Here is a 12,238-nt window from a genome sequence, read left to right on the forward strand (position 1 = left end):
CCGTTTCCTTTAGAAATTTATTTCTTTTTTAATCCAAAATCTGCAGCGAAACGTACTGAATTTTATCTTTTTCAAACTGTTATAAACAGTTGCATAATTAATAATAACTGCAAGAAAAAAAGCTATTTATTTTAACATCACTACTCTAAAACGTTGATTTATCAATGCATAAAGCTATTGGGTGTTTCCTCTTTGTGTATTAGTCACTGTTATATTATAAATCCCCAAAAATTTTAACCTTCCACTTTTAAAACATATAGTAGAATTTTGATGCATAAGTTAGCTAATTTAGTTGTTAAATTAGAAGATTCATTAAATTACAATATTATCCTTATTTCGAAACCTTTTAGTAAACATCACTATCCTACACCTAACAAACCTTGATTTATCAAGGTTATAATGAGTTTTTACACAGTAAAAAATTATCGCATCAAGTACGATTTTGCTACCGAAAAGAGAAATATATGTTTTTTCAAGATAATTTTATTTTATATATTTCACTTGCACAAAATAATAAATTAATGTTAAGTTTATGTACATGAACGTTCAAACATTTGACACATCTACTTTAAGTAGAAAATTATCGTAAAATCGATATTTTAATAGGTGTGAGGGGGAATTTATATGAAAAAAAATCGTTGGTTAATTGCTGCATCTGCCATTGCTATTCACCTTTCAATCGGTGGTGCGTATGCATATAGTGTGTATAAAAATCCAATCGCAACAGAACTTGGTTGGGATGCATCACAAATTACTATTGCTTTTACAATTATGATGGGACTAGCTGGTTTTGCTGCAGCATTATTTGGTAGTACAGTAGAAAAGTTAGGACCTAGAAAAGCAGCAATGGTTGCTGCAGTTCTATTCGGTTTAGGACAAGGTGGCGCAGGTATTGCGATCGCTATGGATTCTGTTGTTTTATATTGGCTAACATACGGGTTACTAAGTGGTCTCGGGATGGGGATTGGTTATATTGCACCGGTATCGACGCTTGTTAAATGGTTCCCTAATCGTCGCGGTTTAGCGACAGGGATGGCTGTATTAGGATTTGGATCTGGTGCATTAATCACCGCGCCAGTTGCTGCAAACTTAATGCAGGCTGTAGGGATATCAAATACGTATTATATTTTAGGGATTAGTTATTTTCTATTAATGATTGCTGGAGCGCTTTATATTGCGCCACCTAAACCAGGTGATGTAGAAGACATGGTTGCTACAGGAAAAGCAAAATCACAGGAAATTGCACAAATGTCTGCTCGTGAAGCGGTTCGTACAAAGCAATTCTGGATGCTTTGGTCTATGCACTTAATTAACGTAACTTCTGGTTTAATGATGATTTCAGTAGCCTCTCCAATGGCACAGGAAATTGCCGGACTGTCAGTAGCAGCTGCTGCAACTATGGTTGGTTTAATGGGTCTATTTAATGGTGGTGGTCGTTTACTTTGGGCGGCTGGATCAGATTATATCGGACGCTCTAATGTGTTTGTAATTTTCTTCACGATTCAGTTAATTGCCTTTATTACATTACCGTTTACGACAAACGCTATTCTATTACAATTATTCATATTCTTAGTAGTTAGTTGTTATGGCGGTGGTTTCTCGAACTTACCGGCATTCGCGAGTGATTTATTCGGTACGAAGCAACTTGGGGTTATTCATGGCTATTTATTAACTACATGGTCACTTGGTGGTATTTTTGGTCCGATTATCGTATCAACAATTCACGAAGCGACAAACAGTTATATTCCAGTATTTTATCTATTCAGCTTCTTAATCGCTATTTCATTAGGTATTTCTTTACTATTACGTTCAGATTTAAACAAACTGAAAAAACAGCGTGTAAAAGAAGAGGAAAAAAGCAAAAACAAAGGGAAACAGGGAGCAGCCGCTCATTCATAAGGGGTTTTAATAGAGATGATTCGGAAGTCACAAACTTTCGAGTCATCTTTTTTTCATGGTATGATTATTTCAATAAAACTCGAGCGAGGGATGAAATTGCTTTTTACAATTACGCTTTATTTACATATTTTAAGTGTCATCGTCGCTACCGGTCCGCTTTTCGCGATCTTCCCCATACTAAAACGAATGGAAAAGGCACAAACGCATGATTTCCCTAGCTATATAACGGCTTTACAAGGTTTGCTGAGAGCTGTGGCAAATGGTGGCCATTTCATTGTGCCTACCGGTTTCGTTTTAATTTATTTTAGTGGGTGGTCTTGGACATCTCCCTGGCTTATTGTGACATATATCGTTATGGGATTTTCTTTATATTTTATGGCCCTTGCTTTTAAGCCTGCCATGAATTTTGCTAAAAGTGCACAGTTTGAAAAAGAACAGTTTATTCATATGATGAAAAGCGCTACCTGGAAATATATCTTTTTAATGGGATTCTTTCTTTGGCTTATGATCGCAAAACCTGACTTTTGGTGATATAGTCGGGTTTTTTCTCGTTTCTACGGGTATTACCTCTATTAATTTTGAAAATAAGAGTGGTACAATCACTATAAGAGATGCTTTTTAGGGAGGGATTTTCATAAATCGTCAACATTTAAGTGTAATTTTAGGGGGAATTCTATTTTTAGCTGTTGCTATGGGTATTAGCCGCTTTGCATTCACGCCGATTTTACCATTCATGCGTGTCGATGAAAATTTATCCTTTACACAAGGCGGCTGGCTCGCTTCAAGCAACTATATTGGCTATTTTATTGGAGCATTGTGGGCCGGATTTATTTATAAATCAAAAAAGAACTTTCTATTATTAAATGTTGTCATGAATGTCACTTCGATTCTTTTAATGGGATTAGTAGATTCATACTTCATTTGGATCGTGTTACGCTTTATTGCTGGCTTAACGAGTGGGTTTATCTTTGTTCTGACATTAAGCATCGTGATGGATTATTTGGCAGCGCATTTACTAACGCGCTGGAGTGGTTATTTATTTAGTGGAATCGGCATTGGCATTGCATTATCAGGACTTTTAGTACCATTCTTTGAAACAAGTTTCCGCTGGCAAGGTTCTTGGCTTGGACTCGGTTTGTTATCTGCATTATTTTTAGCGACGACACTATTTTTATGGCGTCACTTACAAGTACTTAATCATGTAAAGGCACCAAAATCCGAGGATAGCAATATTTGGCGCGGTTTCATGCCATGGCTGATTATTGCATATGGCTTAGAAGGATTAGGTTATATTATCACAGGGACTTTTCTTGTGGACATTATATATAATATCGAGGCACTTAGCGCATATGCAGGTTATAGTTGGGTATTGGCTGGACTGGCCGCCATTCCATCAGCACCGATTTGGATGAAATTGATGTCCCGTTATTCAACGATTTCTATGCTGGCTTTAGCGTATGCGATGCAAATAATCGGCATCCTGCTTCCTGTGCTGTCACAATCCGTGTGGAGCGTATTGTTGTCGGCCATTTCCTTTGGTTTTACATTTGTTGGACTCGTTACTATGTCAACAGCATACGCAAGACAGTTATATCCAAAGCAAAGTGCCTACGTTGTTTCCATACTGACAACCTTTTATGCTATTGGACAAATAATCGGTCCTGTTATTGCGGGTCGTTTGGAAACTTATTTCCTCACATATAAAGCCCCCCTCCTTTTTGCGGGAGGAACAGTAACATTAGCTCTTATCATATTACTGGTCGGGTATTTTTATAGTAGGAAAAAGCCTATTCACGTTGGCCATGAAATGATGCAACCATAATTTTATAAGAAATGAAATGAGATGAAATAGTGAAACGTATTTCCATATATTATATTTCGATGCTATTCGTATTGATTGTATTAAGCGGATGCAGTCAAAATGCTGACTCAAAGGCAGATATATTTCAATATAAAAATTCCTATATAGGTGACAACAGTGCGGTTGGAAATATTGTAAATCAATTAAATGACAGCAATGAACTAAAACAAATTTCCCTTCATACGAAAGAACAACCATATGGCATTACTTTGGAATATAACGATATAACAGCAAAAAGTGATAAAGAAATAAAGAAAACTGTTATAGAGAATGCCACGTATCTTTTTGCCTTAATCCAAAATGTAGATTGGGTTACATTCAAATTTTCGGCTAATGAATTTGCTGTAACAAAAACTGAAATTCAACATTGGTACAATAATCAACTAGACGGCTTTGAAAATGAAGAGGACTTAAAGAAACTAATAAAAGACCATTTAAATTCTGAGGACTCTGTAAATCAATTTTTTAGAAAGTAATCGATTTTTTTAATAGGAAACTCTTAAGAAGTGTTTATTAAAAATTAAATTAATATTAAACCGTTGATTTCCATTCCGGGACCGATGCTTTCCCCGGGCACGGCTCCAGCTAACTAAATTGTGCCTACAACGGCAGGCACAATTTAGTGGATCTTCCGCGCGTGCGGTTCCCGGTGGAGTCACGGTCCCTCCACTCCAATCAACTTATTCATCGCTTTAAATAAAGTGAGATACGATATCTACGATGACTAGTAATCAATTCAAATTCAATGAACATGAACAATTTGTTCCTGCTAAGCATCTAGTTAAATTTATAATAAAAAGACAAAACTCTCGAGACCATTTGTCAGCTTCGTTTACCTCCATGCCCCCCTTCCTGCTAATTTACCCAACCCAACTTTAATGCTACGATACCGTTAATAACGTATTTCGGAGGTTATTATGGAAGAAAAACTTTACTCAATTGGAGAAGTATCGAAATTGGCAAATATATCAATACAAACACTCCGTTACTATGATCAGATCGGTTTATTCAAACCTTCGCATGTCGATCGTAAAACAAATTACCGGTACTATAAAGACGCACAACTATACTATTTGGACATTATTAAATCACTGAAATATATCGGGGTTTCTTTAGAAGAAATTAAAGCGGCACAAGCCTTTACCCCAGCAGAGTTACTATCCTTTTTACAGCAGCAGGAAAATGTAATTGAAAAACAGATTAATCGTATGTATGAAATTAAGCAATCTTTATATAAAACGAAAAAACAGATGGAGGAACAGCTCGCAATTGATATGCTTGATACGGTTTATTTTAAAAATGAGGAAACAAACCGAATTTTATCGATCCATACAAATGAGCTAACACCTTACTATATACCGAACACATACTACAGCTCACTAATCAAAACGCTAGAAGTTGAAAATAGTCTGTTGAGTAATCGATACGGATGCATTTATCCTTATCAGCCATATAATAGCTTGGATGAGCTGCATTATAGTCATATCTTTACCCCACTTATTACAGACAGGTATATTACACACTTAACAACTGATATGGAAGTTAAAACAATTCCTGCAGGTCGTTATGTATGTATCGCATTTATTTTTGAACCAGACACATACTTAACGCATTACCAAAAGTTATATCAATATATAGAAGAAAACCGACTAGAGGTAGTACCCATCGTTTATGAAATTTTTATGCCTATAAATTACTCTCCTAATAAAGCAGACGAATTTATTGTTGAATTAAAAATAAAACTGAAGTGAATAGTTTTTTACAATAATTTAAATCTGAATTATTGACTCTATAGCTACTATAGGGTTTATGTTAGAAAGTGCGGATTATATTTCTACAGTCATTTTCAACTAAATAAGGAGCAACAAATATGAGAGAATATAAAGTAACGTTAGGGCTACTGTTATTAAACTTATTCATCGCCTTTTTAGGAATCGGTTTAGTTATTCCAGTACTTCCAACATTAATGAATGAACTGCAAATAAGCGGAACTGTTGTTGGATATTTAACGGCAGCATTTGCTATTGCACAACTTATTGTTTCACCCCTCGCTGGTAAAGCGGTTGATAAATACGGACGTAAAATAATGATCGTCCTAGGTCTATTTATTTTCGGTATTTCGGAATTTTTATTCGGGTTAGGTAAAACAATCGAAGTATTATTTATATCCCGTGTATTAGGCGGGATTAGTGCGGCATTTATTATGCCTGCTGTTACAGCTTTTATCGCAGATATTACTACGATGGAAACTCGCCCGAAAGCACTTGGCTATATGAGTGCAGCGATTAGTACAGGATTTATTATCGGCCCTGGTATTGGCGGATTTTTAGCGGATTTCGGTACACGTGTGCCTTTCTATTTTGCGGGAGCGCTCGGTACAACTGCGGCCATTCTGTCGATTATTTTACTGCGCGAACCAGAGCGCAATGAAGAAAATAATGAAAATGTGCCAAATCAAACATCTGGATTTAAACGTGTTTTGGAGCCGATGTACTTAATTGCCTTTATATTAATTTTTGTCGCATCATTTGGACTTGCGGCATTTGAATCGTTCTTTAGCCTGTTCGTTGATCACAAATTTGGCTTTACCCCTACAGATATCGCCATCATCATTACAGGTGGCGCAATTGTTGGAGCGGTGGCACAAGTAGCTTTGTTTGACCGTTTAGCCCAAAAATGGGGCGAAATTAAACTGATTCGCTATAGCTTAATTTTATCGGGCGTTTTAGTGTTTTTAATGACGGTTGTCAGCTCGTACTTTGCAATTTTACTCGTTACTTGTATCGTATTTGTCGGATTTGATTTATTCCGCCCTGCTGTAACAAGCTATTTATCAAAAATTGCTGGCAATGAGCAAGGTTTCGTTGGTGGAATGAACTCTATGTTTACGAGTTTGGCTAATATTTTCGGCCCTATTTTAGGCGGTATGTTATTTGATATTGATGTTAACTACCCATATTACTTTGCAACGGTTGTCATCTTCTTAGGTATTCTGTTAACATTAATTTGGAAGAAACCTGCATCGTATATGTAGATTTTTCGTCTTATGTAATTGATTTCTCTGTTATAAAAGTAAATTTGCTTAAGGAGGATTTCATCATGACAACAAAATCAGAACAACTTATTTCAACTACAGAAAAATTCGGAGCACACAATTATCACCCCCTGCCAATCGTTATCGAGAAAGCAGAAGGCGCTTGGGTGACAGACCCTGAAGGCAATCGCTACCTAGATATGCTTTCAGCGTATTCAGCGTTAAACCAAGGACATCGCCACCCTAAAATTATTCAAGCATTAAAGGATCAGGCAGATGCGGTAACACTAACTTCCCGTGCTTTCCATAATGCGACATTAGGGGAATGGTACGAGAAGATGTGCAAGCTCACAGGGAAGAATATGGTACTCCCTATGAACACTGGTGCTGAGGCGGTTGAAACAGCGATTAAAATGGCTCGTCGTTGGGGCTATGAAGTAAAAGAGATCCCTGTAAATCAAGCCAAAATTATTGGTTGTGACGGCAATTTCCATGGTCGTACGATGGGTGCTGTATCGTTATCATCAGAAGCGGAATATAAACGCGGCTTCGGTCCTATGCTGGAAGGTTTCACTTTAGTTCCATACGGTGATATTGAAGCTTTAGAAGCTGCAATTACTCCCGATACAGTAGCATTTATTATAGAACCGATACAAGGTGAAGCAGGTATTATCATCCCAACGGAAGGCTTTTTAAAAGCTGCCTATGAATTATGTAAAGCAAATAATGTTCTGTTTATTGCAGATGAAATTCAAACTGGCTTATCACGTACGGGAAAACTTTTTGCCTGTGAATGGGAAGACGTTATTCCAGATGTATGTATTTTAGGTAAAGCGCTAGGCGGTGGTGTTTATCCGATCTCTGCAGTCGTTGCGAATGATGATATTCTTGGCGTATTCAACCCTGGCTCGCACGGCTCGACATTCGGTGGAAATCCATTAGCATGTGCAGTTTCCATAGCTGCAATTGATGTTCTGTTGGATGAAAAATTGACAGAGCGTTCACTTGAGTTGGGCAATTACTTTAAAGAGCAACTACAGACGATCGACAATGCTGTGATAAAGGAAGTGCGCGGTCGCGGTCTTTTCATTGGCTTGGAGCTTCATGAATCGGCTCGTCCGTATTGCGAAAAGCTTGCAGAACGAAAAGTATTATGTAAAGAAACACATGACACAGTGATCCGCTTTGCCCCACCTTTAATCATTTCAAAAGAGGATTTAGACTGGGCCATCGAGCAAATTAAAGCAGTTTTTAGTGAATAAATAAATTTTAAGAGGCTGGGACATAAGTAGAAATTTCTTTGTATAAGGAAAATACTCTTATTAAGAAATGAATATTATATGAATTGATTGTAGTGAAGGGGCGACTCCTGGGGGAACAGCACGACGCCTGAGACTACAGGCTCAGGCCGTGCCCCCGGGAAAGCGTCCCCGTAACGGAAATCAATTCTGGCAGAAGCAGAAAAATATCTATTTTTTCTTTGAAAAAATAGATATTTTTCGTTTTGTCCCAGGCTCCATTTTTTATCTTAAGGAGCGATTTTTGATGAAATCACTTTATATTACCGGCTACCGTCCACATGAGCTTGGTATTTTTAACGATAAGCATCCAGGTGTCCCTATTATTAAATCAGCACTGCAAAACCAATTACGTACCCTTATAGAGGATGGATTGGAGTGGGTTGTGATTAGTGGACAGCCAGGTGTTGAAACATGGGCGGCAGAAGTTGTACTAGAGCTAAAAAATGAATATTCCACACTCAAATACTCCATTATAACGCCCTTCTTAGAACAAGAGAAAAACTGGAATGAGCATAAACAAGCAGCCTATATGAATATAGTAAATAATGCCGACTTCGTAACAAGTGTGACGAAGCGTCCATACGAAGCACCTTGGCAGTTTATTGAAAAAGATAAATTCATCATTGATAATACGGATGCGACATTGCTCGTTTATGATGAGGAAAACGAAGGCTCCCCTAAATATGTGCTTCGACTCATCGAAAAGTATAAGGAACAGCATGATGAATATGAATTGTTCATGATTAATGCTTACGATTTACAGATGGTGGCGGAGGAAATGCAGCAAGGAGATAATTGGTAAAGACTCCTTTAATTTTCCCAATTCAGTAAATATTCAGATTATAAATCACCTTTTTGCGGTATAATATATTAAATGAACTTATATATCGAATAACAAGGAGGCAACATTATGAATCAATTATCGATGATTAACGAAACCACACCCGTAAATATCCCACACCATACGTATAAACGTGAATGTCGCTATACGAGAGGTATTAATATTCCCCTTGCAGATATAGAAAAGATATTAAGTGAATTGGATAATGATGCACACATCTATTTTGAATTCCATAATATTGCGAAAGAAATTAAGCAAGGGACGTTATTGAACGGCTATGCGGGTCTCGCAAGTACTATATCAGACTATTATAAGCGCGAAAAAAATATGGAAATTCCAGAATTAACGAACGGTCAGGATTTTTATGTGAAAATTGTTTAACTATTTATAAGGGGCTGACTTATAAGTGTATAACACAAATAGCGACGTCTAAAGCATCGATGAGATTAATGCTTTGGACGTTGTTTTACATATTTTCTTCAAATTAAATAATTTTTCTAAAAATTAACTAGGTAATCTATTGACTTTCTAATTGATAAAGATTATCATTATCATTGTAAGGCAGACAAATTAGTTGTAGCATATTTTCGATACTGTTCCCCCCAGTTCAGATTCGAAACTCATTAATCACTTTACTCATATTTTGAAAAGATCTTTATCTTTTCTCCTGAAAGAATGGCAAATCCCCTCACACGATTTGCCATTTTTTTATCTAAATTTGGGTATACATATATTAAAGGAGATGATTTAATTGGAATTCCGTATTGAAAAAGACACTTTAGGTGAAATCCGTGTACCGGCAGATAAAATTTGGGGTGCACAAACACAGCGCAGTAAAGAAAATTTCCAAATTGGGACAGAAAGAATGCCCATTGAAGTTATCCGCGCGATGACGATCTTAAAGAAGGCAGCAGCACTCGCAAATAATAAATTAGGCAAGCTGTCTGATGTAAAAACAAAAGCAATTGTCGAAGCAGCAGACGAAATTCTGACAGGTAAATGGGATGACCACTTCCCTCTTGTTGTTTGGCAGACAGGTAGCGGTACACAGACGAACATGAACGTAAACGAAACAATCGCCTACTTAGCAAACGAAAAGTTAGCTGCAAGTGGTTCTGAAGAAAAAGTTCATCCGAACGATGATGTAAATAAATCACAAAGTTCAAATGATACATTCCCTACTGCACTGCATATTGCAGCAGTTGAAATAGTTGAAAGCTATTTAATGCCGAGACTTAAACTCCTTCAGGCAACTTTAAAAGAAAAAGCAATTGCATTCAACGATATTATTAAAATTGGCCGTACCCATTTACAGGATGCAACACCATTAACACTTGGGCAGGAAATCGGCGGCTGGCACCATATGCTGATAAAATGCGAAAAAATGATTATGGTTAATACTCAATTTATGAAAGAGTTGGCAATTGGAGGCACAGCGGTAGGAACGGGTATAAACGCCCACCCGGAATTTGGGGCACATGCTGCAGCTGAAATCAGCAAATTAACAGGTATTCATTTTACATCCGCTGAAAATAAATTCCATGCACTGACAAGCCATGATGAAATCGTTACAGCTCACGGTGCGCTAAAAGCATTGGCTGCGGATTTAATGAAAATCGCCAATGATGTACGCTGGTTGGCAAGTGGCCCTCGCTCTGGTATCGGTGAAATTACCATTCCAGAAAACGAACCAGGCTCATCGATCATGCCAGGTAAAGTAAATCCGACACAAAGTGAAGCGATGACAATGGTTGTGACGCAAGTTGTCGGCAACGATGCAACAATTGCATTTGCTGCATCACAAGGTAATTTTGAGCTGAATGTATTTAAACCAGTTATCATTTATAACTTCCTGCAGTCAGCACGCTTATTGGCAGATTCAATGAAATCATTTAACGATAACTGTGCAATTGGCATCGAACCGAACATGGAAGTATTGGATGCGAACTTGAAAAATTCGTTAATGCTTGTCACAGCACTTAATCCATATATCGGCTATGAAAATGCGGCCAAAATTGCCAAAACGGCTCATAAAGAAGGTACAACGTTGAAGGAAGCCGCGATTGCGACGGGTCTTTTAACTGAGGAAGAATTTGACCGTTATGTCGATCCAAAAACGATGATTTACCCAAATGCTGAATAATTTTTAAATATCCAACACAACCTTCCAACATGTCTAGTCAATTACTCTTTACAGGTAATAAACTAATGTTGAGGAGGTTGATTTTTATTGAAAAAATTCGAGTTTATAAAGGATGGTTATGAAATAGTCATCAATATTCTCGTGAATATACAGAACGAAAACACTAAATACGTTGAAGCCGATGCCTATTATAAAGACTTCGGCAAATACCGCATATTAGTTTTAGCAGACTCCGTGGAAAAAGCGGTAGAAGTGGCAACATATGAACTACTGACGAATCACCCATTCGAGAAAGTTATTATAGATTATTAAGTCATAATTAAAGGGATGCTCCGAAATCGTATCAGAGCACCCCTTTTTGTTTATAGTAGTAAATTTAAATACATATCAATAATTTGCTCTCCGTAAAAATACACAATAATAGCGGCAAGTGCAATAGATGGTCCAAATGGAACCGGAGTTTTACGCCCTTTACCCTGCACTTTTAAAATAATAATTCCTACAATTGTTCCAATAATGGACGCTAAAAATAATGTTAATAGCGTATTATAAGTCCCCAGCACAAGACCGATTAATAAAAATAGCTTAATATCTCCGCCACCCATACCGCCTTTTGAAATAATGGCAATTAATAATAAGAGCGAAAAACCAAGCACTGCCCCAACAATACTATCCCACCAAGGATCCAGCGGGGAAAGAATTCTCCCTACAATTAAGAGCGGCAAGAAAAACAGTAAAATTTTATCCGGAATGAGCATGTACGCAATATCCGAAACATTAATAATAACCAATAGCGAAATAAAAAGGAGCGCTACTGCGAGTTCCCATGTAATACCAAGCTGCCATGTAGCAAATGCGAATAAAAGACCTGTTATCAGCTCCGTAAATGCGTAAATTGGTGATACTTTTACACCGCAAGTCCGACATTTCCCTCGTAGAAACACCCAGGAAAGAACAGGTATGAGCTCAAAAGCGCGTAAACGGCGATTACAATTCACACAATGGGATGGCGGGGTCACAATCGATTCCTTTTTCGGTACACGTAAACCGACTACGTTGTAAAAAGAACCAAACACTAGCCCGAATATTCCTGCGAAAATTGTATACATTATTTCCATGTTCAACGCTCCTTACTAGTCCTTGCTATATATTAAATGGT

12 protein-coding genes are annotated in these 12,238 nt (G+C 37.3%); 11 read left to right on the forward strand and 1 reads right to left on the reverse strand.

The features are described 5' to 3' along the window. Window positions 1-624: 624 nt before the first annotated feature. The 11 genes from H9635_RS15885 to H9635_RS15935 all read left to right on the forward strand — a co-directional run bounded on the left by H9635_RS15885 (window position 625) and on the right by H9635_RS15935 (window position 11,391). Window positions 625-1,899, forward strand: coding sequence for an L-lactate MFS transporter (locus H9635_RS15885; RefSeq protein ID WP_191701291.1), 1,275 nt, complete (start codon window positions 625-627; stop codon window positions 1,897-1,899). A 60-nt stretch (window positions 1,900-1,959) separates the two neighbouring features. Next, window positions 1,960-2,430, forward strand: a complete 471-nt coding sequence (locus H9635_RS15890) for a DUF2269 family protein (protein ID WP_191701292.1) — start codon at window positions 1,960-1,962, stop codon at window positions 2,428-2,430. Between the two features lie 139 nt (window positions 2,431-2,569). Further along, on the forward strand, window positions 2,570-3,721 hold the full coding sequence (locus tag H9635_RS15895; protein WP_404828885.1) for a YbfB/YjiJ family MFS transporter: 1,152 nt from the start codon (window positions 2,570-2,572) through the stop codon (window positions 3,719-3,721). Window positions 3,722-3,780: 59 nt separating this feature from the next. Further along, entirely contained in the window at window positions 3,781-4,236 is a 456-nt protein-coding gene (locus H9635_RS15900; RefSeq protein ID WP_225231343.1) for a DUF4825 domain-containing protein, read from the forward strand. Between the two features lie 441 nt (window positions 4,237-4,677). After that, the gene (locus tag H9635_RS15905; RefSeq protein ID WP_191701294.1) at window positions 4,678-5,511 is read left to right on the forward strand and encodes a MerR family transcriptional regulator; all 834 of its coding nucleotides are present in this window, start codon (window positions 4,678-4,680) and stop codon (window positions 5,509-5,511) included. Window positions 5,512-5,630: 119 nt separating this feature from the next. Next, window positions 5,631-6,794 (forward strand): MFS transporter, encoded by a 1,164-nt coding sequence (locus H9635_RS15910; RefSeq protein WP_191701295.1) that lies wholly within the window; start codon window positions 5,631-5,633, stop codon window positions 6,792-6,794. A 65-nt stretch (window positions 6,795-6,859) separates the two neighbouring features. Continuing rightward, window positions 6,860-8,056 carry an ornithine--oxo-acid transaminase gene (locus tag H9635_RS15915; protein WP_191701296.1) on the forward strand — a complete coding sequence of 399 codons (1,197 nt, stop codon included), beginning with the start codon at window positions 6,860-6,862 and terminating at the stop codon, window positions 8,054-8,056. A gap of 283 nt (window positions 8,057-8,339) precedes the next feature. After that, window positions 8,340-8,897, forward strand: coding sequence for a DUF1273 domain-containing protein (locus H9635_RS15920; protein WP_191701297.1), 558 nt, complete (start codon window positions 8,340-8,342; stop codon window positions 8,895-8,897). 108 nt (window positions 8,898-9,005) lie between these two features. Next, on the forward strand, window positions 9,006-9,317 hold the full coding sequence (locus H9635_RS15925) for a hypothetical protein (RefSeq protein ID WP_191701298.1): 312 nt from the start codon (window positions 9,006-9,008) through the stop codon (window positions 9,315-9,317). Window positions 9,318-9,687: 370 nt separating this feature from the next. Further along, window positions 9,688-11,079, forward strand: coding sequence for a class II fumarate hydratase (gene fumC / locus H9635_RS15930; RefSeq protein WP_191701299.1), 1,392 nt, complete (start codon window positions 9,688-9,690; stop codon window positions 11,077-11,079). Window positions 11,080-11,166: 87 nt separating this feature from the next. Beyond that, window positions 11,167-11,391, forward strand: a complete 225-nt coding sequence (locus tag H9635_RS15935) for a hypothetical protein (protein WP_191701300.1) — start codon at window positions 11,167-11,169, stop codon at window positions 11,389-11,391. A 50-nt stretch (window positions 11,392-11,441) separates the two neighbouring features. Here H9635_RS15935 and H9635_RS15940 read toward each other — a convergent pair whose 3' ends face one another. Next, on the reverse strand, window positions 11,442-12,197 hold the full coding sequence (locus tag H9635_RS15940) for a prepilin peptidase (protein ID WP_191701301.1): 756 nt from the start codon (window positions 12,195-12,197) through the stop codon (window positions 11,442-11,444). Window positions 12,198-12,238: the final 41 nt, after the last annotated feature.

It is taken from the genome of Solibacillus faecavium, assembly GCF_014836905.1.
In the GTDB taxonomy this organism is placed as follows: Bacteria; Bacillota; Bacilli; order Bacillales_A; family Planococcaceae; genus Solibacillus; species Solibacillus faecavium.